This is a genomic window from Brachybacterium phenoliresistens (assembly GCF_039530785.1).
GTDB lineage: Bacteria > Actinomycetota > Actinomycetes > Actinomycetales > Dermabacteraceae > Brachybacterium > Brachybacterium phenoliresistens.
The window spans coordinates 157,558-182,180 of the sequence record NZ_BAAAOW010000001.1 but is presented as its reverse complement, the minus strand read 5'-3'; the positions used below and the strand labels follow the sequence as shown (position 1 = coordinate 182,180).

19 protein-coding genes and 1 tRNA gene are annotated in these 24,623 nt (G+C 72.7%); 4 read left to right on the top strand and 16 right to left on the bottom strand.

What is annotated here, in order from left to right; genetic code table 11:
• Nucleotides 1-2: 2 nt before the first annotated feature.
• Nucleotides 3-830: a trimeric intracellular cation channel family protein gene (locus ABD234_RS00815; RefSeq protein WP_051486417.1), complete on the top strand. Its 828-nt coding sequence runs from the start codon at nt 3-5 to the stop codon at nt 828-830.
• An 87-nt stretch (nt 831-917) separates the two neighbouring features.
• On the opposite strand, the gene aroD is transcribed toward ABD234_RS00815, so the two are convergent.
• The 8 genes from aroD to polA all read right to left on the bottom strand — a co-directional run bounded on the left by aroD (nt 918) and on the right by polA (nt 10,938).
• Nucleotides 918-1,661: a type I 3-dehydroquinate dehydratase gene (gene aroD, locus ABD234_RS00810; protein ID WP_038370270.1), complete on the bottom strand. Its 744-nt coding sequence runs from the start codon at nt 1,659-1,661 to the stop codon at nt 918-920.
• The gene (aroB, locus tag ABD234_RS00805; RefSeq protein ID WP_038370271.1) at nt 1,658-2,740 is read right to left on the bottom strand and encodes a 3-dehydroquinate synthase; all 1,083 of its coding nucleotides are present in this window, start codon (nt 2,738-2,740) and stop codon (nt 1,658-1,660) included. The genes aroD and aroB overlap by 4 nt, the downstream gene beginning before the upstream one ends.
• Nucleotides 2,737-3,291: a shikimate kinase gene (locus ABD234_RS00800; RefSeq protein ID WP_232226153.1), complete on the bottom strand. Its 555-nt coding sequence runs from the start codon at nt 3,289-3,291 to the stop codon at nt 2,737-2,739. Before ABD234_RS00800 ends, aroB begins: the two co-directional genes overlap by 4 nt.
• A complete protein-coding gene (aroC, locus tag ABD234_RS00795) occupies nt 3,288-4,520 on the bottom strand; it encodes a chorismate synthase (RefSeq protein WP_038370273.1) in 1,233 nt (410 codons plus the stop codon). The genes ABD234_RS00800 and aroC overlap by 4 nt, the downstream gene beginning before the upstream one ends.
• A 26-nt stretch (nt 4,521-4,546) precedes the next feature.
• Entirely contained in the window at nt 4,547-5,332 is a 786-nt protein-coding gene (locus tag ABD234_RS00790; protein ID WP_038370274.1) for a hypothetical protein, read from the bottom strand.
• 176 nt (nt 5,333-5,508) lie between these two features.
• The gene (locus ABD234_RS00785) at nt 5,509-6,339 is read right to left on the bottom strand and encodes an HAD-IIA family hydrolase (RefSeq protein ID WP_038370275.1); all 831 of its coding nucleotides are present in this window, start codon (nt 6,337-6,339) and stop codon (nt 5,509-5,511) included.
• Between the two features lie 136 nt (nt 6,340-6,475).
• The gene (rpsA, locus tag ABD234_RS00780) at nt 6,476-7,954 is read right to left on the bottom strand and encodes a 30S ribosomal protein S1 (RefSeq protein WP_038370276.1); all 1,479 of its coding nucleotides are present in this window, start codon (nt 7,952-7,954) and stop codon (nt 6,476-6,478) included.
• Nucleotides 7,955-8,220: 266 nt separating this feature from the next.
• Nucleotides 8,221-10,938 (bottom strand): DNA polymerase I, encoded by a 2,718-nt coding sequence (gene polA, locus ABD234_RS00775; protein ID WP_038370277.1) that lies wholly within the window; start codon nt 10,936-10,938, stop codon nt 8,221-8,223.
• Nucleotides 10,939-10,989: 51 nt separating this feature from the next.
• Between polA and ABD234_RS00770 the strand changes: the two genes are divergently transcribed.
• On the top strand, nt 10,990-11,445 hold the full coding sequence (locus ABD234_RS00770) for a PaaI family thioesterase (protein WP_084148184.1): 456 nt from the start codon (nt 10,990-10,992) through the stop codon (nt 11,443-11,445).
• Nucleotides 11,446-11,449: 4 nt separating this feature from the next.
• Here the strand turns inward: ABD234_RS00770 and ABD234_RS00765 are convergent, their stop codons facing one another.
• Together ABD234_RS00765 and ABD234_RS00760 are read right to left on the bottom strand one after the other, a co-directional pair.
• Nucleotides 11,450-12,838 carry an ABC transporter substrate-binding protein gene (locus ABD234_RS00765; protein ID WP_051486418.1) on the bottom strand — a complete coding sequence of 463 codons (1,389 nt, stop codon included), beginning with the start codon at nt 12,836-12,838 and terminating at the stop codon, nt 11,450-11,452.
• A 27-nt stretch (nt 12,839-12,865) separates the two neighbouring features.
• Nucleotides 12,866-13,501, bottom strand: coding sequence for an ANTAR domain-containing response regulator (locus tag ABD234_RS00760; protein ID WP_232226154.1), 636 nt, complete (start codon nt 13,499-13,501; stop codon nt 12,866-12,868).
• Nucleotides 13,502-13,698: 197 nt separating this feature from the next.
• On the opposite strand from ABD234_RS00760, the gene ABD234_RS00755 reads away from it, so the two are divergent.
• A tRNA-Leu gene (locus tag ABD234_RS00755) sits at nt 13,699-13,781 on the top strand.
• A gap of 92 nt (nt 13,782-13,873) precedes the next feature.
• Here ABD234_RS00755 and ABD234_RS00750 read toward each other — a convergent pair.
• Nucleotides 13,874-14,401, bottom strand: coding sequence for a hypothetical protein (locus ABD234_RS00750; protein ID WP_051486420.1), 528 nt, complete (start codon nt 14,399-14,401; stop codon nt 13,874-13,876).
• A 103-nt stretch (nt 14,402-14,504) separates the two neighbouring features.
• Nucleotides 14,505-15,074, bottom strand: a complete 570-nt coding sequence (locus ABD234_RS00745; protein WP_038370278.1) for a GNAT family N-acetyltransferase — start codon at nt 15,072-15,074, stop codon at nt 14,505-14,507.
• Nucleotides 15,075-15,395: 321 nt separating this feature from the next.
• Between ABD234_RS00745 and ABD234_RS00740 the strand changes: the two genes are divergently transcribed.
• On the top strand, nt 15,396-15,779 hold the full coding sequence (locus ABD234_RS00740; RefSeq protein WP_232226155.1) for a P-loop NTPase family protein: 384 nt from the start codon (nt 15,396-15,398) through the stop codon (nt 15,777-15,779).
• Nucleotides 15,780-15,891: 112 nt separating this feature from the next.
• Here ABD234_RS00740 and ABD234_RS00735 read toward each other — a convergent pair whose 3' ends face one another.
• The 4 genes from ABD234_RS00735 to gltB all read right to left on the bottom strand — a co-directional run bounded on the left by ABD234_RS00735 (nt 15,892) and on the right by gltB (nt 24,519).
• Nucleotides 15,892-16,731: an alpha/beta fold hydrolase gene (locus ABD234_RS00735; RefSeq protein ID WP_198025322.1), complete on the bottom strand. Its 840-nt coding sequence runs from the start codon at nt 16,729-16,731 to the stop codon at nt 15,892-15,894.
• A 185-nt stretch (nt 16,732-16,916) separates the two neighbouring features.
• Complete coding sequence (pyk, locus tag ABD234_RS00730; RefSeq protein WP_038370280.1) at nt 16,917-18,389, bottom strand: pyruvate kinase; 1,473 nt, start codon at nt 18,387-18,389, stop codon at nt 16,917-16,919.
• Between the two features lie 96 nt (nt 18,390-18,485).
• Nucleotides 18,486-19,967: a glutamate synthase subunit beta gene (locus tag ABD234_RS00725; protein WP_038370281.1), complete on the bottom strand. Its 1,482-nt coding sequence runs from the start codon at nt 19,965-19,967 to the stop codon at nt 18,486-18,488.
• Nucleotides 19,960-24,519 (bottom strand): glutamate synthase large subunit, encoded by a 4,560-nt coding sequence (gene gltB, locus ABD234_RS00720; protein ID WP_038370283.1) that lies wholly within the window; start codon nt 24,517-24,519, stop codon nt 19,960-19,962. The genes ABD234_RS00725 and gltB overlap by 8 nt, the downstream gene beginning before the upstream one ends.
• Between the last annotated feature and the right edge of the window lie 104 nt (nt 24,520-24,623).

Genomic DNA, 24,623 nt, shown 5'->3' with positions numbered 1-24,623 from the left:
CTGTGACCCCTGTGCAGCTGCTCGCCTCCAACGACCTCCTGCGCGCCTTGGACCTGGTGGGCGTGGTCGTCATGGGCATCACCGGCGGCTCGATCGCGCGGGGGCTGCGCTTCGATCCGGTCGGCTTCGCCGCCATCGGCATCGTCTCCGGGCTCGGCGGTGGGATCCTCCGCGACGTGATGCTGGACCAGGGGGTGCCGGCCGCCTTCGGCGGGCCCTGGTACCTGGTGTGCGCGCTCGCCGGCGCGGGCTTCTCCTTCCTGGTCGCCGCGGACGGCACCGCCTGGCGCCGGCTCATGGTGGGGCTGGATGCGACGGCCCTGGGGCTGTGGGCGGCCACCGGCACCCTGAAGTCCCTCGCCGCAGGCCTGGACGTGCTGGCCGCGATCCTGCTGGGGATCGTCTCCGCCGTGGGCGGGGGCGCGATCCGCGACCTCCTGGTGGGGCGGATCCCGGTGATCTTCGGGGGCGGGCCGCTGTACGCCACCAGCGCCCTGGTCACCGCGACCGGCGCCGTCCTGGTGCAGGCCCTGCACCTGCCGGGCGCCCTGGTCCTGGTCGCCGTGGTGCTCGGGACCAGCCTCGCGATCCTGTCGCAGTGGCGCAGCTGGGGCCTGCCCAGCCATCAGGACTGGCAGGTCACCCTCTCGGCGAGCCAGATGCGCACGATGGTGCGCCGCGTGCGCCGCAGCGAGCGGCGCCGCGTGGCCCGCGAGACCGGCGCCATCCCCGTGCTCCCGCCCGATGCGGCCGACGGCCATCTGGTCGCCGAGGACCTCGGCTCCGCCGCCTCCGCCGCCAGCCCCCGCTCCCCCGGCTCCCCGGCCTGAGCGGCGCTCCCGCCGCGGAGGCGGGGGCCCCGGACCGGGCCGTCAGGAGCCGTCCGCGGGACAGACCGCGCCGGGTCCGGGATCAGGTCAGCCGGCCAGGGCGGCCAGGGCCGCGCGGACCTGCGCCAGGGTCAGCTGTCCCGGGGCGGAGGCCGCGCCGACGGTCGCGAAGGTCGCCGCCGAGCCCGTGAGCGGGCCGGACAGGCGGCTGAGGGCCCCCAGCGGCCCCATGCTCATGGTCACCACCGGGACCGGCAGCTCCTCGTGGGCGCGCAGCGTCGCGCGCATCAGCGCGAGGACGTCCTGCGGGCTGTGCGGCATGACGGCGAGCTTGGCGACATCGGCCCCCGCGGTGGCGATGCGGTGCAGCGCCGCGACCATCTCGTCCTCGTCCGGGGTCGCGTCGAAGCGGTGGTGGGATCCCACCACCCGCACGCCGGCCCGATGCGCGGCCTCGAGGGAGGCCCGGGCGGCCGTCGGGTCCGTGAGCATCTCGACGTCCAGGAGGTCCGCCGCCCCGGTGGCCAGCAGCCGCTCGTGCAGCGTCGTGGTCGCAACGCCGGTCAGGTCCGCCGCGCCGCCCTCGGCGCGCGTGCGCACCGTGACCAGCAGGGGGATGTCCCCGGCGGCCTCCCGCACCGTCTGCGCGAGCGAGGCGACCGCTCCGGCGTGCCCGGCGGCGAGCAGCGGGTCGGCCCGCCACTCGAGGAGATCCGGGGCGGCATCGGCCGCCGTCCGGACCTCCTGCGCCAGCCGCGCCGGATCCGCCGCGGTGACCGGGACGATCACGGCCGTCGGCCCGCTGCCGTCCAGCGGCGCCGCCGGGATCATCCCTCGGTGACCGCGTCGTACGCGGCCAGCAGCAGCGCGGGGTCCGGTCCTTCGAGGCGGGAGACCTTGCCCACCCGGTCCAGCACGATGAACCGCAGCGTGCCGGCGCGGGTCTTCTTGTCCCGGCGCATGGCGTCCTCGAGCTTGGGCCACTGGCGGTCGCGGTAGGTGGTGGGCAGCCCCAGGGAGGTGAGGATCTCGCGGTGGCGGTTCACGTCCTGCTCGGAGAGCTTCCCGGCGAGATGGGACAGCTCGGCGGCGAACATCATCCCCACGCTCACCGCGGCGCCGTGGCGCCACTGGTAGCGCTCGTTGCGCTCGATCGCGTGGGCCAGGGTGTGCCCGTAGTTGAGGATCTCGCGGTCCCCCTGCTCGGTGAGGTCCGCGGAGACGACCTTCGCCTTCACCCGGATCTTCCGCTCGACGACCTCGCGGAAGGCCTCGCTGGACACGTCCAGCACGGCGGAGGGATCGGCCTCGACGATCTCGAGGATGCGCTCGTCGGCGATGAACCCGCCCTTGACGACCTCGGCGAGGCCCGCGGCGACGTCATGGGCGCCGAGCCCGGCCAGGACGTCGAGGTCCTCGACCACGGCGATCGGCGGGTGGAAGGAGCCGACGAGGTTCTTGCCCTCGGCGGTGTTGATCCCCGTCTTCCCGCCGACGGCGGCATCGACCATGGCGGCGACCGTGGTGGGGACCTGCAGCACGTCCACGCCGCGCAGCCAGGTCGCGGCGACGAAGCCGGCCAGATCGGTCGCGGCGCCGCCGCCCAGGCCGATCACCAGGTCGGTGCGGCCGATCTCGGCCTGCCCGCACACTCCCCAGAGGAAGCCGGCGACCTGGGCGGTCTTGGCCTCCTCCCCGTCGGGGACCTCGGCGAGGAAGGCCTCGCGGCCGCTGGCCAGCAGCGCCTCGCGCAGCTGCTCGGCGACCTGCCGCAGGCTCGGCTGGTGGACCACGACGATGCGCCGCACCCGGGAGGGGACGTGCTCCGGCAGCTGCGCGAGGATCCCGCGCCCCACGTGGACGTCGTAGCTCCCGGTGGGCGTGCTGACGGGGATGACGGTGGTGCTCATGCGCGGTCCTTCCCGGAGGAGGTGGGGGCGGGGGTGCGGATCAGGTCGGCGAGGCGGCGGGCCAGGCCGGTGACCGATCCGCGATCGGCGTCGATGCGCCAGCGGGCGAGCGCGCGGTAGGTGGGGGTGCGCTCCTCGGCCAGGCGGGTCCAGCGCTGCAGGGGGTCCTCGCCGCGCAGCATCGGCCGGCCGGTGCCGGTGCCGATGCGCCGCGCGGCGGTCTCGGGCCCGATCTCCAGCAGCGCCACCGGCGCCTGCCGCAGCAGCGGCTGGACCGACGCGGTCATCGGCGCCCCGCCGCCGAGGCTGAGGACGCCCCGGTGGGTGCGCAGCGCCTCGGTGAGCACGCGGGCCTCGAGGGCGCGGAAGGACTCCTCGCCGTCGGCCGCGAAGATGTCCGGGATCTCGCGGCCGTCGCGCTCGACGACGAGGTCGTCGAGGTCGGCGAAGGGCACCTCGAGCAGCGAGGCCAGCCGGCGGCCGATGCTGCTCTTGCCCGCGGCCATCGGGCCGATGAGGACGATGCAGGGGCCGGCGTCCGCTCCGCTCACGAGGCGGAGCCCTCCCTGCCCTCCCGCTGCAGCGCTCCGGTCGCGGACAGGTGGGCGCGGATCTCCTCCACGCTGTCCCCTCCGGCCTTCTCGAGCAGGGCATCGGCCAGGGTGAGCGCGACCATGGCCTCGGCGATCACCGCGGCGGGCGCGACGGCGCACACGTCCGAGCGCTGATGGTTGGCGGTGGCCTGCTCCCCGGTGACGATGTCGACGGTGCGCAGGGCGCGCGGCACGGTGGAGATCGGCTTCAGCGCCCCGCGCACCCGGATCACCTGGCCGTTGGAGATGCCGCCCTCGAGCCCGCCGGCGCGGTTGCTCGCCCGCTGGGTGCTGGCGGCGTCCGCCCCGGCGAGGATCTCGTCGTGCGCCGCGGAGCCGCGCCGGGCGGCGGTGGCGAAGCCGTCGCCGATCTCCACGCCCTTCATCGCCTGGATCGACATGATCGCCTGGGCGAGCTTCCCGTCCAGCCGCCGGTCCCACTGGGTGTGCGATCCCAGGCCGATGGGCATCCCGTAGGCGAGGACCTCGACCACCCCGCCCAGGGTGTCGCCGTCCTTCTTGCACGCGTCGATCTCGGCGGCCATCCGCGCGGAGGTCTCCGGGTGGAAGCAGCGCACCGGATCCGCGTCGAGGACGGCGCCGTCCTCCGGGGTGGGCAGCGGGGCGTCCTCCGGGACGCGGATCGGCCCGACGGAGAGGGTGTGGGAGACCAGGCGGATGCCGGCGGCCTGCTCGAGCAGCGCCGCCGCGACCTTGCCGGCGGCGACCCGCGCCGCGGTCTCGCGGGCGCTGGCCCGCTCGAGGACCGGGCGCACCTCGTCGAAGCCGTACTTGAGCACGCCGGCGAGATCGGCATGGCCGGGGCGCGGGCGGGTCAGGGGCTTGTTGCGGGCGATCTCGCGCTCGTCCCCGGTGCCGGCGTCGACCATCAGGTCCTCGCGGGCGACGGGATCGGCGGACATGACCTTCTCCCACTTGGGCCACTCGCTGTTGGCGATCTCGATCGCGATCGGCGAGCCCATGGTCACGCCGTGGCGCAGGCCGCCGAGCACGCGCACGACGTCCTGCTCGAACTTCTGCCGGGTGCCGCGGCCGTGGCCGAGGCGACGGCGCGCCAGGACGGCACGGAGATCGTCCGTCGTCAGGGCGATCCCGGCGGGGACGCCGTCGAGGAGGGCGATCAGGGACTGGCCGTGGGATTCCCCACCGGTGATCCATCGAAGCATGAGCGCGATTCTCTCATGGGACGAGGTCAGACGGCCTCCACGCTCACCACCAGGACGGGGCTCTCCCCCTCCATCACCACCGGCAGCAGGTGCACGGTGCGCACCGCACCGGTGGTCCGGTCCTCGGCCACGGCCTCGACGGGCTCCGGCGAGGTCAGGTCCACCCGGTCCAGCACCGAGACGATCCGCAGATCCCGCTGGCCCGCGAGCTCCAGGATCCGGTTGCCGGCGGAGACCGCCCGCTGGGAGGTCAGGGAGCGGGGCTTGACCGCGGAGGTCTCGTCATAGACGGGATACACGATCACGGCGGCGTCCTCGTCGGTGAGCACGGCGGTCGCCTCGTCGGACAGCGGCGCCCCCTCGGCGTAGAACAGCTGGAAGTCGGAGCCGTAGGCGAGGCTCTCGGCGACGTAGCCGTAGTAGGTCTGCTTCTGCCCGGACGCGTCCGTGATGGAGCAGGTCGAGAACTGCCCGGGCCTCTCCGTGGACAGGGTGCCGGTGCAGAACGCGTCGTCGACCTGGCCGGGCAGGGCGACCCATTCGGCCAGGCGGTCCTCGACGAGGTCGCGGGGCACCGTGCGGTCGCTGCCGGCGCGCTGCTCCGGGGTGAAGACCCCCGGCCCGGCGGCGATGAGCTGGGTGGGGGCGGGCGCGGAGTCCGTCGTCTCCGCGGCGGACGGCTCCGTCGGCAGATGGGCGGGGACCGCCGGGGCGGTCGCGAAGGCGGCGGCGGCGAACCCGAGGCCGGCCAGGACCGGGGCGGTCAGGGCGGCGACGGTCGCGACGGCGGTGCGACGGGGGCGGTACGGCATGCGGGGACTTCCTTGCTGTCGGTGCGAGGCGCCGTGCAACGCCTCCGGCCGATGCTCCGTGGCCCGCCAGGCCCGAAGAACCTGGACACTTGACCACGGCTTTACCGAATCATCAACCGAGCAACACCATGGCATGCGGACGCGTGGGCGTCAACCATCCGCCGCCCCGGGACCTCTCAGTCCTCGTCGAGCTCGACCGAGGGAAGGGGGGTGAGACCGTCGATCAGCGGCACCACGTCCTTGATGCCGTCCAGCACGAGCGAGGGCCGGTACGGGAAGCGGGTGATCTCCTCCGGACGCGTCGACCCCGTCATCACGAGGATCGAGCGCATGCCCGCCTCCAGGCCGGACTTCACGTCGGTGTCCATCCGGTCGCCGATCATCACGGAGGTCTCCGAGTGGGCCTCGATGCGGTTCAGCGCCGTGCGCATCATGAGCGGGTTGGGCTTGCCCACGTAGTAGGGCTGGATGCCGGTCGCGGCCGTGATCATCGCCGCGACCGCCCCGGTGGCCGGCAGCGGCCCCTCCGGGCTGGGCCCGGTCACGTCCGGGTTCGTCGCGATGAACTTCGCCCCGGAGCCGATCAGGCGGATCGCCCGCGTGATGGCCTCGAAGGAGTAGGTGCGCGTCTCCCCCAGCACCACGAACTCGACGTCGGTGTCCGAGAGGATGAAGCCGGCCTCGTGCATGGCGCTGGTCAGGCCGGCCTCTCCGATCACGTACGCGGAGCCGCCCGGGGACTGCTCGGACAGGAACTGCGCGGTGGCCAGGGCGCTGGTCCAGATCGCGTTTTCCTCCAGGTCGATCCCGGCGCGCGCGAGACGGGCACGCAGGTCCCGAGGCGTGAAGATCGAGTTGTTGGTGAGGACCAGGAAGCGGCGCCCGCAGCGCTGCAGCTCGGCGATGAACTCCGCCGCCCCCGGCAGCGCCATCTGCTCATGGACGAGCACCCCGTCCATGTCGGTGAGCCAGGTGCTGACAGGACGGTCATCGAAAGTGGTGGTCATGAGGACAGTCTGCCCGAGGTTCCCCGCGCGGGCCACCGCGCTCGCCCGCCGCGGACGACGACGGGGCACCACCGATGCGGTGGTGCCCCGTCGGGCGATCAGGCGGAGGCCGGCGCGCGGCCGGCCTCCGGTCCGATCAGTTGCCGGTGAGCTTGGCGCGCAGGGCGGCCAGGGCCTCGTCCGAGGCGAGCGTGCCCTCGTCCGAGGAGCTCGACTGGTAGGAGGCCTGGGCGGCCGGGGCCGGAGCAGCGGACTCGGTCTGCGTGCTGGCGCCGGAAGCGGACTCCTCGTCGGCCTTGAGCGCCTCGGCGACCTGGGCCTTGTGCGCGGTCCAGCGCTCGTAGGCGGCCGCGTACTGGGCCTCCCACTCCTCGCGCTGCGCGTCGTAGCCCTCGAGCCACTCGTTGGTCTCCGGGTCGAAGCCCTCGGGGTACTTGTACTCGCCGTTGGCGTCGTACTCCGCGGCCATGCCGTAGAGGGCCGGGTCGAAGGTGGTGTCGTCGCCCTCGGGGTCGACGCCCTCGTTGGCCTGCTTGAGCGAGAGCGAGATGCGGCGACGCTCGAGATCGATGTCGATGACCTTGACGAAGACGTCCTGGTCGACGGTGACGACCTGCTCGGGCAGATCCACGTGGCGCACGGCCAGCTCGGAGATGTGCACGAGGCCCTCGATGCCGTCCTCGACGCGGACGAACGCACCGAAGGGGACCAGCTTGGTGACCTTGCCGGGCACGACCTCGCCGATGGCGTGGGTGCGCGCGAACAGCTGCCACGGGTCCTCCTGGGTCGCCTTCAGCGACAGGGAGACGCGCTCGCGGTCCATGTCGACGTCCAGGACCTCGACCTTGACCTTGGTGCCGACCTCGACGACCTCGGAGGGGTGGTCGATGTGCTTCCAGGACAGCTCGGAGACGTGCACGAGGCCGTCCACGCCGCCCAGGTCGACGAAGGCGCCGAAGTTGACGATCGAGGACACGACGCCCTCGCGGACCTGGCCCTTCTGCAGGGTCTGCAGGAAGTCGGAGCGGACCGCGGACTGGGTCTCCTCCAGGTAGGCGCGACGCGAGAGGACCACGTTGTTGCGGTTCTTGTCGAGCTCGATGATCTTGGCCTCGATCTCCTGGCCGACGTACGGCTGCAGGTCGCGGACGCGGCGCATCTCGACGAGGGAGGCGGGGAGGAAGCCGCGCAGGCCGATGTCGACGATCAGGCCGCCCTTGACGACCTCGATGACGTGACCGGTGACGACGCCCTCGTCCTCCTTGATCTGCTCGATCGTGCCCCAGGCGCGCTCGTACTGGGCGCGCTTCTTGGACAGGATCAGGCGACCCTCCTTGTCCTCCTTCTGGAGGACCAGGGCCTCGACCTCGTCGCCGACCTCGACGACCTCGGAGGGGTCGACGTCGTGCTTGATGGAGAGCTCGCGGGACGGGATGACGCCTTCGGTCTTGTAGCCGATGTCGAGCAGGACCTCGTCGCGATCGACCTTCACCACGGTGCCCTCGACGATGTCGCCATCGTTGAAGTACTTGATGGTCGAATCGATGGCGGCCATGAGATCTTCGGCCGTGCCGATGTCGTTGATGGCGATCTGAGGGGCGGTGGTGTCGGTCATGTAGGTCGGAACTCCGTAGGAACAGGAATGAGTAGGAACGGGGACGAACATCCGGGCGCGGTCAGCGCACAGACGGACTCAAGCATAGCAGGGCCGCGTCTCGGTGACGACGGCTTTTCCGCATGCCCCGTCGCACATGCCGCCGGGCGTGCTCCCGGTGCGCGCCCGGGATGCGCTCGCAGCGCCCCCGAGCGGACCCGCCGGGCGCGCGGGGGCCCGGCGGGCATGCCCATCGGCCCCCGCGCACGGCGCGGCGCTCGGCCCGCTCAGTGCGCGGCGTCGAGCCAGGTGCGGCCGATGCCCACCCCCACCTCGAGCGGCACGGACAGCTCGTAGGCGCCGTCCATGCCGTCCACGACGATCTCGCGGACCTGCTCGAGCTCTCCCGGGGCGACCTCGACCACGAGCTCGTCGTGCACCTGCAGCAGCATGCGGGAGCCGAGCCCGGCCTCGCGCATCCGCGACTCGACCGCGAGCATGGCGAGCTTGATGATGTCCGCCGCGCTGCCCTGGATCGGCGAGTTCAGGGCGACCCGCTCGGCGTTCTCCCGGCGCTGGCGGTTGTCGCTGCGCAGGTCGGGGAGGTAGCGGCGGCGCCCGAGGATGGTCTCGGTGTAGCCCGTCTCCCGGGCACGGTCCACGCTGGCGCGCAGGTAGTCGCGCACGCCGCCGAAGCGCTCGAAGTACCCGTCCCGCAGGGCGGTCGCCTCGGCCTGGCTGATCCGCAGCTGACGGGCGAGGCCGAAGGCGCTCAGGCCGTAGGCCAGGCCGTAGCTGACGGCCTTCGTCTTCGAGCGCATGGCCGCATCGACGTCCTCCGGGGCGACGGAGAACACCCGGGAGGCGACGAAGCGGTGCAGGTCCTCCCCCGAGCGGAAGGCCTCGATGAGGCCGGCGTCCTCGGACAGATGCGCCATGATGCGCATCTCGATCTGCGAGTAGTCGGCGGTCAGCAGCGCCTCGTAGCCGTCGCCCGCGGCGAAGACGCCGCGCAGCCGGCGCCCCTCCGCCGTGCGCACGGGGATGTTCTGGAGGTTCGGCTCCGTCGAGGCCAGCCGGCCGGTCGCGGCGGCGGTCTGCTGGAAGGTGGTGTGGACGCGGCCGGTGCCGTCGGTCGCCGCGTCCAGCCCGCTCACGTACCCGGTGAGCTTGCTCATCTCGCGGAACCGCAGCAGCCAGGACAGGAAGGCATGGCCCGAGGACTCCGGAGGCAGGGAGTCCCGCAGGTCGATCAGCGACTCCGCATCGGTCGAGTAGCCCGAGGCGATCTTGCGGGTCTTGGGCAGGGCCAGGGTCTCGAACAGCACGGCCTGCAGCTGCTTGGGGGACGCGAGGTTGACCTCCTCCCCCACGATCGCCCCGGCCTCCCGGCGGGCCTGGGCGACGAAGCCGTCGAACTCGTCCTTGAGCTGGTCCAGGGTGGGCCGGTCGATCGCGATGCCCCGCTCATGGAGGGTCTCCAGCACCCGCTGCAGCGGGACCTCCAGCTGCTCGAGCAGCGGCCGCGTCCAGGGCTCCTCCTCCTGCGCCGCATCCAGGTGCGCGGCGACCGGGAGCAGCGCGGCCGCGGAGTCGGCGAGCCGGGCGGAGGCCACGGCGAGGTGCTCGGCGCGTGCCTCCGCCGTCTCCTTCTTCAGGGTCGCCGGCGTGGGCCTGCGCGGGCGCGGATCCAGGACGGTGCCGAGCAGGTCGTGCGCCAGGCTCTCGGCGTCGTAGCTGCGGGCGCCCGGCCGCAGCACGAAGGCCTCCAGCGCCAGGTCCCGCACCGGGGCGGTGAGCTCGTACCCCTGGGCGCGCAGCCAGACGCGCACGGCGGGGACGTCGGCGACATGGACGAGTTCGGCGGAGTCCAGCACCTCGGCCAGGGCGGACGAGGCGTCCTGGTCCAGCTGCTCGAGGGCCAGGACGCCGCGGCGTCCGGTGGTCGCGATGCCCAGCAGCGCCCCGCCGCGGACGTCGTCGGCGACATCCAGCGCCAGCTCGAAGGGGGCCGCCGCGAGCAGCGCCCGCAGATCCTCGGCCCCGGCGATCGGGAGATCCGCGGGGACCTCCTGCCCCGCGAGGGGCTCCGGCGCCGCGGCGCCCTCGGGGAAGAAGAGGTCCGGGAGGTCGCGACGCGTCGTGTCGCCGAAGGCGAGCTCGTCGAAGACCGCGAGCGCGGCGGTGCGGTCGCCGCGGCCGAGGGTGAAGGCCGACGCATCAACGGGGAGCTCGAGGTCGGTGACCGCGGCGTTCATGAGGCGGTTGCGGCGCACGCCGTCGATGTTCTCGCGCAGGGACTGTCCGGCCTTGCCGGCGATCTCCTCGGCGTGCTCGAGCACGCCCTCGAGGTCGCCGTACTTCTGGATCCACTTCGCCGCCGTCTTGGGGCCGACGCCGGGCACACCGGGCAGGTTGTCGGCGCTCTCCCCCACCAGGGCGGCCAGGTCCGGGTAGCGCGCCGGGGCGAGCTGGTACTTCTCCATCACGGCCGCGGGATCCATGCGTCGCATCTCGGTGACGCCCTTGACCGGCTGCAGCAGGGTCACACGCTCGTCGACCAGCTGGATGGCGTCGCGGTCGCTGGTGACGATCAGCGCCTCGCCCTCCTGCGCGGCGGCGCGGGCGGCCAGGGTGGCGATGATGTCATCGGCCTCGTAGTCGGGGACGGTCAGCCAGACGATGCCCAGGGCGTCCAGCACCTGCTGGATCAGCCCGATCTGGCCGTGGAAGGCCTCGGGCGTGGCGTCGCGGCCGCCCTTGTACTGCTCGTAGATCCGGTCGCGGAACGTGCCGCCGGGGAGATCGAAGGCGACCACCACATGGGTGGGCTGCTCGGAGGCCACCACGTTGAACATCATGCGGGTGAATCCGTACACCGCGTTGGTGGACTGGCCGCGTCCGTCGGTGAAGCGGTCCGCGGGCAGGGCGAAGAACGCCCGGAACGCCATCGCGTGTCCGTCGATCAGGAGGATCCTCTGGCCGGTCAGCTCGCTCGAACTCATGGGGGAAGTCTCCCACGACGCGCCGACGCACGGGTATGGCACGCTGTTCCCATGCCCTCCCATGCCCGGTCCGAGACCTCTGCCGATCCCGCCGTCCTCGCCGCGATGCGGGAGGCCATGGTCGGCACCCTCATGGAGCGCACCGGGATGCAGGTGCAGGACCTCGACCGGCGCGGCGGCACCATGACGATGCCCGTGGCGGGGAACACGCAGCCTGCGGGCCTGCTGCACGGCGGGGCGACCATCGCCCTCGCGGAATCGGTCGCCTCGATGGCGGCGATCCTGCAGGCCCGGTCCGTCCACGGCGAGGGGGCCCAGGCGGTGGGCACCAGCGTCTCCGCCGTGCACCATCGCTCCGCGCGCACGGGCGTGGTCATCGCGACCGCCCGGGCGCTGCATCTGGGACGGCAGGTCGCGACTTACCTCGTGGAGGTCCTCGACGAGGACGAGGCGCTGCTGTCCACCGTCACGGTGAGCACGATGCTGCTCGCCCCGCGCCCGGCCTGAGCGCTCATCCCGGGATCTCGAAGGAGATCGCGTCGGGCTCGACGATCCTCTCGGCCGCCGCGGACCAGGTGATGCGCCGCAGCTGACCGGCGCGCACGTCCCGGTTCCCGCCCAGCTCGAGGGGCCCGGAGGCGCCCGTGTAGCGGATCGACCCGGTGGCTCCCTGGTCCTCGGCGTCCTGCAGCAGCCGGTCGCAGGCGCCGTAGTCGGTGCACTCGGTCGTGCCCGAGAGCACCTCGGGCACGGATCCGGCGATCGCGGTCCCCTCGACGCTCAGGGCATGGCGGGCCGCCAGGCAGGCGATGAGGACCGCGTCGAAGGCCTGCTGGGAGTAGGCGTAGCCGCGCCGCAGCAGGGAGGTGTCGAGGTTGAGCATCATGTCCTCGAACGTCAGCCCGTCGCCGACGTCCACGCCCACGGGGCCGCCGGGCTCGAACCCCTCGGCCTGCTCCAGCGACTCCGGCGGCAGCGACGCGTCGCGGTAGTCGACCGAGGCGTTGGGCCCCAGGCGGATCGGGATCGCCTGCTGCGCCCGGCCGCCGGCATCCAGGGTGGCCTGGTGCACGGCGCTGGCGAGCGGCCCGCACTCGGCGCCGCCGTTGAGGACCAGCAGAGCCGGCGGCGCCCCGGCGATCTGCGCCGCGAGGGCCTGCACGTCGAGGTCCTCGTCGGCCGGGTAGAAGGTCTCCATGACCATCGTGCCGCCGAGAGGGGCGGCCTGCTCGGACAGCTCGGCGAGCAGGCTGCGCCCCTGCAGGGTGTCCGGGGAGACGTAGGCGATGGTGCCGGGGACGGTGCCCTCGGGCGCGTTCTCCATCGCGGCCTTCACCCAGAGGGAGGCCAGGGCCGTGTCGTCGGGGGCGAGGCGGAACAGCATGCCGTTGCTGGCGTCGTCCTTGCGCACGGCGGCGGAGGAGGACCACGGGCACAGCACCAGCATCTGGTGCTCGACGGCGGCGGGGATGGCCTCGAGCAGCTGGGAGTCCTCGAGGGAGGAGATCAGCACGCTCACCCCGGCCGCGGCGAGGGCCTCGACCTGCGAGGCCACATCGGCCCCCGGGGCCTCGACCACCGCCCTCGTCTCGAGGACCACGTCCTGCGCGAAGACGCCGCCGGCGAGGACGTTGACGCGGCGCACCGCCTCCTCGATCGCGAGCGAGATCTGTCCCTCGAACTGCCCGGGGGCGCCGAAGGTCGAGCCGATGCTTCCCAGGATCAGCGGAGTCGTGGGCGCGGTGCGCTCCGAGGCCGTCGGCGGCGGGGTCGTCGCGCGGCTCCGCCCGCGGCCCCGCCGCCCTCCGGGCGTGCACGCCGCGAGGGCGCCGGCCCCGAGCACCCCTGAGGACAGGGAGGCCAGGACGCGGCGCCGCGTCGGGGAGATCGGGCGGGCCATGTCAGCGCGGCGCGGTTCTCGGCAGGGTCAGTCCTTGCCGGCTCCCCCGAGCTGGTCGACGACCGCGTCGGCGACCTCGCGCATCGTCAGGCGGCGGTCCATGGAGGTCTTCTGGATCCAGCGGAACGCCTCCGGCTCGCTGAGGCCCATGTTCGACTGCAGCAGGCCCTTGGCGCGGTCCACGCGCTTGCGGGTCTCGAAGCGCTCGCCCAGGTCGGCGATGTCCGCCTCGAGCTGCAGGATCTGCGCGTGGCGGGAGACGGCGATCTCGATCGCCGGCAGCAGGTCCGCCGGGGTGAAGGGCTTGACGACGTACGCCATCGCGCCGGCGTCGCGGGCCCGCTCGACGAGCTCGGTCTGCGAGAAGGCGGTGAGCATCACCACGGGGGCGAGGTTCTCCTCGCCGATCTTCTCGGCGGCGGTGATGCCGTCGGTCTGCGGCATCTTCACGTCCATCACGACGATGTCCGGGCGCAGCTCACGGGTCTTCTCGATGGCGGCGGCGCCGTCGCCGACGGCGGCGACGACCTCGAAGCCGGCCTCCGTGAGCGTCTCGACGATGTCCATCCGGATGAGGCTCTCGTCCTCCGCGACGACGGCGCGGCGGCGCGGGGCGGCCTCCGCGGCGTCGGTGGTGGACTCGTTCACAGATTCGTCGTTCATAGCACCCTGTCCGTCTCGCATGGCTCCCTGTCCCGCGGGCCGCGACCGCCTCGGCGATCTCCGGACGGCACGCGCAGGGCGCATGCAGCCGATGCTGATCGGGGCGGAAGCCGGTCGGGAGCAGATGTCTTCCTCGGATATCCTAGTCCAGGCTCTGCGTCCCGTGCCCTGTTCGGGCAGGTGACGTGAGCATCCTCGCCGGGTTGGCGGAATGGTAGACGCGGCGCACTCAAAATGCGCTGTCCGCAAGGGCGTGCGGGTTCGAGTCCCGCACCCGGTACCGGAGCTCCCGGCCCCTGGCCCGGAGCGATCCCGGGGCAGGAGCCGATGGTCGGGGCGAACGGACGCGAACTCCCCATCGGAAGGGCATCCTCAGTGACGGGACGAGCCCAGATGGGGCTCGATGGCCAACCAGAGCTGATCGGCGCATTCCTGCGGCGTCTGCTCCCCGCGGGTGCGGACGATCGACGTCGCGGGCAGCAGCGCGCGCAGCGCCCTGGCGTCCGATCGCGCGTCGAGGACGGTCGCCTCGGTCGCGCCGCGCCCTCGGAGGCGGGCGGCCCTCAGCTCGTCGTCGACCTCCCAGCCGAGGAGCGTCCCCGCAGCCGGCGCGGGACGGGCATCGGGCACCTGCGTGAGGAGGACCATGTCGACGCCGGCCCGGGTCACGAACCCGGCGATCCGGGCCCAGAGACGGTCGTAGGCGGGCCAGATCGGCGCCGCCGCGGCATCGGCGATCCTCACGCCCAGGAGGGAGCCGTCCTCGAGCACCTCGTCGATGTCGGCGACGACGGCGCGTCCATGGGCTCGCGCGATCAGATGGGGCAGCGCCGTGGACTTGCCCGTGCCGGGAGGTGCGCAGACCGTGACCAGCGCGCCGGCTGGGAGGCGAGCGTTCACGGTCTCGCCCCGTCGAAGAGTCCTGTGCGCGCCAGTCCGCCGCGCTGCCGGCTACGCAGCGGGACCCGAACGGCCATGCCTCGGGGCGCGGGCGTCCGTCGCATCACGGGTTGGCCGGTTCGCGCAGCATCGCGTGGACCGACGGCCCGTCGGGGATGCGGGTCGTCGCGGTCGGGGTGAAGCCATGCCGCGCATACAGCGCCACGTTCCGGGCATCCGAGGTCTCCACGGACGTCGTGGCGCGACGGGCATCGAGGCGCCGCAGCCCCTCGGTCAGGATCGCGGAGGCGATCCCCCTCCCCCAGCTGTCGGGATGGACGCCGACCACGGCCAGGTCCCAGGAGTCCGCAGGGCGCTGCGGGAGCTCGACCGCGCGCAGGGCGTCGAGCCTCTCCCCCATCAGCTCTGCGATCCGCGCCTGATCGGCTGCGGCGGGCTCCGGGGCATCGGGCGGGAGCAGCGCCGCGACGCCGCGTCGCGCCTCGTCCACGAGCACGATCCCGCATCGGAGGGCATGACGCAGGTAGATCCCCTGCAGCTCCTCCAGGCGCGCCGCATAGTCGGCGGCGGGGATCGACCAGCGGGTCCACGGGTACTCGGCGAAGGCGGCGGCTAGCATCCGCGCAGCACCGGGGATGTCGTCGGCGGTCGCATCGCGCACGGGAACGGTCATGGCTGCACGCTACCTCCCGGACCAGCTCAGGAGGCGGCGGTGGATCGGCTGCCCGGCACGGTCGCGCGCGCCGATGGGCCCCGTTGTCCTCCTCGGTCCGGGGCAGGGACCCGCTCGACCCGAGCATCCCCCTCGAGCAGGCGGGCAGCCACCCGAGATACTGATCCGATGAGACCGTGCCGACTGAACGTGATGGGTGCCTCCGGCGCAGGGGCGACGACCCTCGGTCGCGCGGTGGCAACGGCCTGGTCGGTCCCTCATGCCGACAGCGACGACTTCTACTGGGTGCCGACGAGCCCCGCGTACACTACGCCGCGTTCCGTGGACGAGAGGGTGGCGCTCATGGAGGCGATGTTCGTCCCGCGGGCGGCATGGGTCCTCTCCGGGGACATCACCAGCTGGGGCCGTTCCGTGATCGATCGGTGCGACGCCGTGGTCTTCCTGACCCTCGATCCGGACGAGCGCCGGCGACGCCTGGAGCGTCGGCAGGATGTCCGGCGAGAGGGCGAGAGCATCGACGACGCGTCCACGTCCGCCTTCCTCGCATGGGCCATAGGGTACGACGACCCCGCCTTCCCCCGCCGCAGCCGCCGGTCCCACGAGGCCTGGCTGGAGACGCTCCGGAAGCCCGTCCTGCGCCTGGAGTCCGCGCAGCCGGTCGACGAGCTGTGCCGTCGCGTCCTGGACTGGCAGCCGCACATCTGACGGACGGACGCCCGCGGTGCAGGGCCCATCGCCCTCGCCGCCGTCCGGCCTGGCCGGCACCCTCCCCCGAGCTCATCGGCGGATCGACATCCGGGCAGCGACACGGTGCCCGCTACGGCGCGTGGCGCGTCCCCGAGATCGGCGTCTCGCCCCGGCCGCAGGTGCTCAGGAACTCGACGATGGCTCGCGCGGCCGTCTCCGGCTCCTGCTCGACCGGATAGTGCCCGGACTGCTCCAGGACGAGGCCGCGCACGTCCGTCGCGACCGTTCGCAGGCCGTCGGCGACCGCGGAACCCATCGCATAGCGACCCCCGATCGCGAGGACGGGCGTGGAGATCGGGTCCCTCCTCAGCTGCCCGACATCTGCCAGGTCGCCGGAGCGCGTGCGGTAGTAGCCGAGCCCGGCGGCGAGGACGCCTTCTGTGCGGTAGGCGTCGACATAGGTGCGGTGGATCTCCGGCTCCAGCCCGGCCGGACCGGCGCTCTGCGTCAGGAAGGAGCCGTAGTAGGCCTCCTCGCGTCCCGGGACGAGCTGCTCGGCCAGCCCCGGCACCCGGTTGAACGGGCCATGCCAGGTCGGATAGTGGTCGGCTCCCGGAGCGGGGATGTCGACCTCGACTCCCGGCAGGATCTCCTCCTCGATCACCAGCGCGCTGACCGCCTCGGGCATCGCCGCGGCCAGGAGGGCGGCGACCGATCCTCCCCAGTCATGTCCGATGACCGCGAACCGCGCGTGCCCGAGCCCGGCGAGCTTCTCCTGCAGTCCGCGCGCGAGAGCGCTCTTGCGGAGGTCAGGCGTATCCCCGGGGGCTGCGCCGAGGCCGGGCAGGGTGACCGGGAGGGGCGCGAATCCGGCACGGCGCAGGGCGGGGAGCAGCCCGCGCCAGTGGGCCGGCGTCACCGGCCAGCCGTGCAGGAGCACGACGGCGTGCTCGGCGGGAGGGTGCGTCAACGTGGTCCGGGTCCTCCCCGACACCGATGCCGGCGTCGTCTGTCGTGGATCATGCGTTCGGGGATGCGCCGGCGCACCGGAGCGCGGTGGCGGCGCTGGGCCGCGTCCCCGTCCCGAGGACGAGACGGCCCGAACGCCGACGGGGGCCTCCCGCCGCAGCGGAAGGCCCCCGTCGGAGGCGGATCTCAGATGTCCTGCGGACCCTGGGCGATGCGATCGGCCTCGATGCGGGCCGACTCGGTGCCGTCGAGGTCACCGATGCGGTGCACGCGCAGCGTGTTGGTCGAGCCGTGCACGCCGGGGGGCGAACCGGCGGCGATGATCACGAGGTCGCCGGGCTGCAGGCCCTTCTGCTCGCGCAGCAGGTCGTCGACGACGCGGACCATCTCGTCGGTGTTGCGCTGCATCGGCACCAGCTGCGCCTCGATGCCCCAGGACATCGACAGCTGGTGGCGCACATGCTCGTACGGGGTCATCGCCAGCAGGGGGATGGTCGGGCGCAGGCGCGCCAGGCGGCGGGCGGTGTCGCCGGACTCGGTGAAGGTCACGAGGTACTGGGCGGAGAGCTGGTCGCCGATCTCCGCGGCCGCGCGGGTGATGGCACCGCCGCGGGTGTGCGGGATGGTGCCCAGCGGCATGATGCGATCGGCGCCGTTCTCCTCCGTGTTGGTGATGATCCGCGCCATGGTGCGGACCGCCTCGAAGGGGTACGCGCCGACGCTGGTCTCGCCGGAGAGCATGACGGCGTCCGCGCCGTCGAGGATCGCGTTGGCGCAGTCGGAGGCCTCGGCGCGGGTGGGGCGCGGGGCGGTGATCATCGACTCGAGCACCTGGGTGGCGACGATGACCGGCTTCGCGTTGCGGCGGGCGAGCTCGATGGCGCGCTTCTGCACCAGCGGCACCTGCTCCAGGGGCAGCTCGACGCCGAGGTCGCCGCGGGCGACCATGATGCCGTCGAAGGCGCCGACGATCTGGCGCAGGGCGCGCACGGCCTGCGGCTTCTCGATCTTGGCGATGACGGGGACGCGGCGCTCCTCCTCGTGCATGATGCGCAGCACGTCGTCCATGTCGTGCGCGTCGCGCACGAAGGACAGGGCGATGAGGTCCGCGCCGAGGCGCAGGCCCCAGCGCAGGTCCGCGATGTCCTTCTCGCTCATGGCGGGGACGGAGACGGCCACGCCCGGGAGGTTGATGCCCTTGGAGTCGGAGACCGGACCGGGGACCTCGACGACGGTGCGGACGTCGGTGTCGGTGACCTCGGTGACGCGCACGGAGACCTTGCCGTCGTCGATCAGCAGGACGTCGCCGGGGCGGCAGTCGCCCGGCAGGCCCTTGAACGTCGTGGAGACCCGCTCGCGGGTGCCGATGATGTCCTCGGTGGTGATGACGAAGCTGTCGCCGACCTCGAGCTGGTGCGGGCCGTCCTCGAACTTGCCCAGACGGATCTTGGGGCCCTGCAGGTCGACCAGCACGGCGACGTTGCGTCCGAGGTCGTCGGCGGCGCGGCGGATGTTCGCGTACACCTTCTCGTGGTCGTCGTGAGTCCCGTGGCTGAGGTTCATCCGAGCCACGTTCATCCCGGACTCGATGAGCGTCCTGATCTGCTCATAGGTGTTCGTCGCGGGCCCGAGAGTGCAGACGATCTTCGCTTTACGCATGACAACCCATCTGTTGTAGTCGCTGTTGTGGGCGCGCCCCTCGGCCGGTGCGCATGGGGGCGCACCGGCCGGAGGGGTCGCAGCACCGAGATCCAGTCACAGTGTAATCGGCAACTCACCGGGGCTCACCGGCGCGGGCAGCGCCGAGGAGCCCATGAGGTACGCATCGACCGCGGCGGCGCAGGAGCGCCCCTCGGCGATGGCCCACACGATGAGGCTCTGGCCTCGGGCGCAGTCGCCCGCGGTGAACACGCCGGGGGCCGAGGTGGCCCAGTCCGCGGCGTGGCCGATGTTGCCGCGGGAGTCGAGCTCGAGTCCGAGCTCCGAGACGGCGCCGTCCTGCTCGGGGCCCTGGAACCCCATGGCGATCAGCACGAGCTGCGCGGGCAGCACCTGCTCGGTGCCCGGGGTGGGCACGCGGCGGCCGTCGACGAACTGGGTGCGGGCGACCTGGATGCCGGCCACGTGCCCCTGCTCGTCGACCTCGAAGCCGGTGGTGGAGGCCAGGTACGAGCGCTCCCCGCCCTCCTCGTGGGCGCCGGAGACCTCCAGCAGCACCGGGTGGGTGGGCCAGGGGTGGCGCTCGGGGTCGCGCTCCTCGGGCGGCTGCACGCCGATCGCGAGGGTGGTCACGGAGCGGGCGCCCTGGCGCAGCGCGGTGCCCAGGCAGTCCGCGCCCGTGTCGCCGCCGCCGATGATGATGACGTCCTTGCCGTGGGCGTCGATCGGGTCCTCGAGGGTGTCGCCCTCGACCCGGCGGTTCGCCTCGGTGAGGTACTCCATCGCCATGTGTATGCCGGAGGCCTCGCGGCCGGCGACCGGCAGGTCGCGCGGGCGGGAGGCGCCGATCGCGAGGACGACCGCGTCGAAGCGGGCCTGCAGCGACTCCATGCTCACCGCGCCCTCCCCGGTGCCGCCGACGTCGACGCCGGTGCGGAAGCGGGTGCCCTCGGCCTCCATCTGCTCCAGGCGGCGCTCGACGAAGCGCTTCTCGAGCTTGAACTCGGGGATGCCGTAGCGCAGCAGCCCGCCGATGCGGTCGGACTTCTCGAGCACCACCACGGTGTGCCCGGCGCGGGTGAGCTGCTGGGCGGCGGCCAGGCCGGCGGGGCCGGATCCGACCACGGCCACGGACTTGCCGGTCTGGCGGGTCGGCTCCACGGGGGTGACCCAGTCCTCGTCGAACGCCTTCTCCACGATGGAGACCTCGACGTTCTTGATGGTCACCGGCGGCTGGTTGATGCCCAGCACGCAGCTGGACTCGCACGGCGCCGGGCAGGCGCGGCCGGTGAACTCCGGGAAGTTGTTCGTCGCGTGCAGCCGCTCGCTGGCCTCGTGCCAGTCCTCGCGGTAGACGAGCTCGTTCCACTCGGGGATGAGGTTGCCCAGCGGGCAGCCCTGGTGGCAGAACGCGATGCCGCAGTCCATGCAGCGTCCGGCCTGGCGGGGCACGAGGCCCAGCTGGCCCTTCTCGCGCACTTCGTACACCTCGCGCCAGTCCATCAGGCGCAGCGGGACGGGACGGCGCGGGGGCAGCTCGCGCTCCCGGTTCTTCAGGAATCCGCGCGGATCAGCCATTCGAGCCCTCCAGGATCGTGTTCCACACCTCGTGGGAGTCGGGGTCGATGCCCGCTTCGAGGGCATCCTCGCGCAGAGCCGTCACCCGCAGGAACTCGGTGGGGACGATCTCGCGCAGCCGTCCGAGCAGCGCGTCCTCATCGGACAGCAGCTCGGCGGCGAGGTCGGAGCCGGTGCGGCGGGCATGCTCGCGCACGGCGTCCAGGACGAAGTCACGGTGGTCGGCGCGCACGGGGCCGACCTGGAAGCCGGGCAGATCATCGGGGTTGATCCGCGACTCGTCCAGGTCCAGCACGAACAGCGTGCCGCCGCTCATGCCGGCGCCGAGGTTGCGGCCGATGGGGCCCAGCACGACGATCGCGCCGCCGGTCATGTACTCGGCGCCGTGGTCGCCGATGCCCTCGACGACCAGCGTCGCCCCGGAGTTGCGGACGCCGAAGCGCTCGCCCGCGCGGCCGGCGAGGAACATGCGCCCGCTGGTCGCGCCGTAGGCGCAGGTGTTCCCGGCGATCGCGGCGGAGGCCCGCGAGGCGGGGGTGCCCGCGCCGTGGCCGATCGCGATGATGCCGCCGGAGAGCCCCTTGCCGACGTAGTCGTTGGCGTCCCCGGTGAGCTCCATGGTCACGCCGGAGGGCAGGAAGGCGCCGAGGGACTGGCCGCCGGTGCCGGTCAGCTGCAGGCGGATGGTGTCCTCGGGCAGGCCCTCGCCGCGGTACCGGCGGGTGACCTCGTGGCCCAGCAGGGTGCCGGCGGTGCGCTGGATGTTGCGCAGCTCGTCGACGATGAGGACGGGCTCGCCCTTCTCCAGCGCGGGGGCGGCCGCCTCGATCCAGCTGACGTCGGCCGCCAGCTCGAGGGCATGGTCCTGCCCGCGACGGCGCCGCGGGAAGTCCCCGGGGTGGATCTCGGGCCGGGCCAGCACGGGGCTGAGGTCCAGGCCCTGCTGCTTGTAGTGGCGGTGCGCCTCGTCCACGTCCAGCAGGTCGATGCGGCCCACGGCCTCCTCGACCGAGCGCAGCCCGAGGGCGGCGAGGTGCTCGCGCACCTGCTCGGCGATGTACTCGAAGAACGTCACCACGAACTCCGGGGTGCCGGTGAAGCGCTCGCGCAGCTCGGGGTTCTGCGTGGCCACGCCCACCGGGCAGGTGTCCAGGTGGCACACGCGCATCATGATGCATCCCGAGACGACCAGCGGAGCGGTCGCGAAGCCGAACTCCTCGGCGCCCAGCAGGGCGGCGATGACGACGTCGCGGCCGGTCTTCATCTGCCCGTCGACCTGCACGGTGATGCGGTCGCGCAGTCCGTTCAGCAGGAGCGTCTGCTGGGTCTCGGCGAGACCGATCTCCCAGGGCGTGCCGGCGTGCTTGAGGGAGTTCAGCGGGCTCGCGCCGGTGCCGCCGTCGTGGCCGGAGATCAGCACGACGTCCGCATGCGCCTTGGACACGCCCGTGGCGACGGTCCCCACGCCGAAGCGGGAGACCAGCTTCACGTGGATGCGCGCCGCGGGGTTCGCGGACTTCGCGTCGTGGATCAGCTGCGCCAGATCCTCGATGGAGTAGATGTCGTGGTGCGGAGGCGGCGAGATCAGGCCGATCCCGGGCGTGGAGTGCCGGGTCCGGGCGATCCACGGGTAGACCTTCTGCGGGGGCAGCTGCCCGCCCTCGCCGGGCTTGGCGCCCTGGGCCATCTTGATCTGGATGTCCCGGGCGAAGGTGAGGTACTCGCTGGTCACGCCGAAGCGGCCGGAGGCGATCTGCTTGATGGCGCTGCGCCGCTCCGGGTCGTGCAGGCGCTCGGTGTCCTCGCCGCCCTCGCCCGAGTTGGACATGCCGCCCAGGCGGTTCATGGCGATCGCGAGGGTCTCGTGCGCCTCCCGGGAGATGGAGCCGTAGCTCATCGCCCCGGTCATGAAGCGCTTGACGATCGAGCTGACCGGCTCGACCTCCTCGATCGGGATCGCGGTGGTCTCGTCGGTGCGCAGGCGCATGAGGCCGCGCAGGGTCATCAGCCGCTGGGACTGGTCGTCGACCTGGTCGGTGTACCTGCGGAACTCGTCGTACTGGCGGGTGCGCGTGGAGTGCTGCAGGCGGAACACGGTCTCGGGGGTGAACAGGTGCGGCTCGCCCTCGCGGCGCCACTGGTACTCCCCGCCGACCGGGAGGCGGCGGTGGGCGTTGCTGACGCCCTCGAGGGGGTAGGCCAGCGCGTGCCGGGCGGCGGTCTCCTGGGCGATGACGTCCAGCCCGATGCCCTCGATGCGGCTGGTGGTGCCCGGGAAGTAGGTGTCGATCAGCTCGCTGGACAGGCCCACGGCCTCGAACATCTGGCTGCCGCGGTAGGAGGCGACCGTGGAGATGCCGATCTTCGACATGATCTTCACGACGCCCTTGCCCAGGCCGTGGATGAGGTTGTGGACCGCCTCGTCGGCGCTCACCCCGCCCACCACGTCGCGGGCCACGAGATCCTCGGCGGTCTCCATGGCCAGGTACGGGTTCACCGCGCTCGCCCCGTAGGCGATCAGCAGCGCGACATGGTGCACCTCGCGCACGTCGCCGGCCTCGACCAGCAGGGCCGCGTGGGTGCGGCGCCCGGTGCGCACCAGGTGATGGTGCACGGCGCTGGTCAGCAGCAGGCTCGGGATCGGGGCGAGGACCTGGTTGGAGTCGCGGTCCGAGAGCACCAGGAAGGTCGCGCCGTCGTCGATCGCCGCCACGGCCTCGTCGCAGATCTCCTGCAGCCGGCCGGCGAGGGCCTCGGTGCCGCCGGCGACGGGGTACAGCCCCCGCAGACGCACGGTGTGGAAGTCCGCGGTGTTGGGGTTCGCGGAGACCGCGACGATCTTCGCCAGCTGGTCGTTGTCGATCACCGGGAAGTCCAGGCCGAGCTGGCGCCCGTGCAGGGGCGTGGCGTCCAGCAGGTTGCGGGACTCGCCGATCGTCACGCCGAGGCTCGTGACCACGGCCTCCCGGATCGAGTCCAGCGGCGGGTTCGTCACCTGGGCGAAGACCTGCGTGAAGTAGTCGAACAGCAGGCGCGGGCGGTCCGAGAGCACGGCGATGGGCGTGTCGGTGCCCATCGCGCCGATCGGCTCGGCGCCCTTGGCGGCCATCGGGGCGATGAGGATGCGCAGCTCCTCCTCGGTGTACCCGAAGGTCTGCTGGCGGCGCACCACGGAGGAGCGGGAGTGGGAGACGTGCTCGCGCTCGGGCAGGGAGGAGACGTGCACCTTCTGCTCGGCGACCCAGGCGCGCCACGGGTGCAGGCCCACCACCTCGGCCTTGACCTCGTCGGACTCGATGATGCGGCCCTGCTCGGTGTCCACGACGAAGATCTCGCCGGGCGCGACGCGTCCCTTGCGGGCGATGGCGTCGGGCGCCATGGGGATGAGCCCGGCCTCGGAGCCGAGCACGACCAGGCCGTCCTCGCCCACCCAGTAGCGCAGGGGGCGCAGGCCGTTGCGGTCGAGCTTGGCGCCGACCTGCGTGCCGTCGGTGAACACGAGGGCGGCCGGGCCGTCCCACGGCTCCTGCAGCATCGAGTGGAACTCGTAGAACCCGCGCAGGTCCGGGTCCATCGTGGCGTCGTTCTCCCACGGCTCCGGCACGAGCATCATCAGCGCGTGCGGCAGCGAGCGGCCCGAGAGGTGCAGCAGCTCGAGGATCTCGTCCAGGCTCGCGGAGTCGGAGGCTCCTTCGGCGTTGACCGGGAGCAGGCGGGAGAAGTCCTCGCCGAAGGCGTCGGTGGCCATGCGGCCCTCGGCGGCGCGCAGGCGGTTGCGGTTTCCGCCGACGGTGTTGATCTCGCCGTTGTGGGCGAGCACGCGGAAGGGATGCGCGAGCGGCCAGGAGGGGAAGGTGTTGGTCGAGAAGCGCGAGTGGACGATCGAGAGCATCGAGGTGAAGCGCTCGTCGTGCAGGTCGGGGAAGAAGTTCCCCAGCTGCGCGGTGGTGAGCATGCCCTTGTACACCAGCGTGCGCGTGGACAGCGAGGGGAAGTAGGTCTGCAGCTCGTGCTCCGCGCGGCGGCGCAGCACGAACACGGCGCGCTCGAGCGCGAGACCGGTGCGCTCCCCCGCCGCGTCCACGACGAAGGGCTGGGCGAAGTACGGCTGGGTGTCCTTGGCGGAGGGGCCGACCAGGCCGTCCACGACGGGGACGTCGCGCCAGCCGAGGATCTCCAGGCCCTCCTCGGCGGCGAGCTCGGCCAGGCGGCGCTGCTCGGCGGACCGCACGGCGGGGTGCTGGGGCAGGAAGCCGATGCCGGTGGCGTAGGCGCCCGGGGCGGGCAGCTCCACGGGCGCGACGGCGCGCTCGAACGCATCGGGCATCTGGGTGATGATGCCGGCGCCGTCGCCGGTGTTCTCCTCGGCGCCGACGGCGCCGCGGTGGTCCAGGTTCTCCAGGGCGGTCAGGGCGTGCTCGACGATGTCGTGCCCGGCCCGTCCCCGCAGCGTGGCGACCATGGCGACGCCGCAGGCGTCATGCTCGTCCTCGGGACGGTACAGGCCCTGGGCGTCGGGGAGCGCCGAGAAGCGGGAGGACAGCGGATGCATGGAAACACCCCTTCCGGTGGTGGGAACGGCGGTGTCCTTCGCAGGAGCACCATCGCGGACACCGGGGGCCGCATTCTATGCACGGCGGCGCACGCCGCGGCCCT

Excerpts from the sequence above, each read along its gene's own strand:
- ABD234_RS00785 (WP_038370275.1), bottom strand. The coding sequence starts at position 6,339 with ATGACCACCACTTTCGATGACCGTCCTGTCAGCACCTGGCTCACCGAC.
- pyk (WP_038370280.1), bottom strand. The coding sequence starts at position 18,389 with ATGCGTAAAGCGAAGATCGTCTGCACTCTCGGGCCCGCGACGAACACC.
- aroD (WP_038370270.1), bottom strand. The coding sequence starts at position 1,661 with ATGATCCCGGCGGCGCCGCTGGACGGCAGCGGGCCGACGGCCGTGATC.
- ABD234_RS00765 (WP_051486418.1), bottom strand. The coding sequence starts at position 12,838 with ATGGCCCGCCCGATCTCCCCGACGCGGCGCCGCGTCCTGGCCTCCCTG.
- rpsA (WP_038370276.1), bottom strand. The coding sequence starts at position 7,954 with ATGACCGACACCACCGCCCCTCAGATCGCCATCAACGACATCGGCACG.
- aroB (WP_038370271.1), bottom strand. The coding sequence starts at position 2,740 with ATGAGCACCACCGTCATCCCCGTCAGCACGCCCACCGGGAGCTACGAC.
- ABD234_RS00770 (WP_084148184.1), top strand. The coding sequence starts at position 10,990 with ATGCCCTCCCATGCCCGGTCCGAGACCTCTGCCGATCCCGCCGTCCTC.
- aroC (WP_038370273.1), bottom strand. The coding sequence starts at position 4,520 with ATGCTTCGATGGATCACCGGTGGGGAATCCCACGGCCAGTCCCTGATC.
- polA (WP_038370277.1), bottom strand. The coding sequence starts at position 10,938 with ATGAGTTCGAGCGAGCTGACCGGCCAGAGGATCCTCCTGATCGACGGA.
- ABD234_RS00760 (WP_232226154.1), bottom strand. The coding sequence starts at position 13,501 with ATGAACGACGAATCTGTGAACGAGTCCACCACCGACGCCGCGGAGGCC.
- ABD234_RS00725 (WP_038370281.1), bottom strand. The coding sequence starts at position 19,967 with ATGGCTGATCCGCGCGGATTCCTGAAGAACCGGGAGCGCGAGCTGCCC.
- ABD234_RS00745 (WP_038370278.1), bottom strand. The coding sequence starts at position 15,074 with ATGACCGTTCCCGTGCGCGATGCGACCGCCGACGACATCCCCGGTGCT.
- gltB (WP_038370283.1), bottom strand. The coding sequence starts at position 24,519 with ATGCATCCGCTGTCCTCCCGCTTCTCGGCGCTCCCCGACGCCCAGGGC.
- ABD234_RS00790 (WP_038370274.1), bottom strand. The coding sequence starts at position 5,332 with ATGCCGTACCGCCCCCGTCGCACCGCCGTCGCGACCGTCGCCGCCCTG.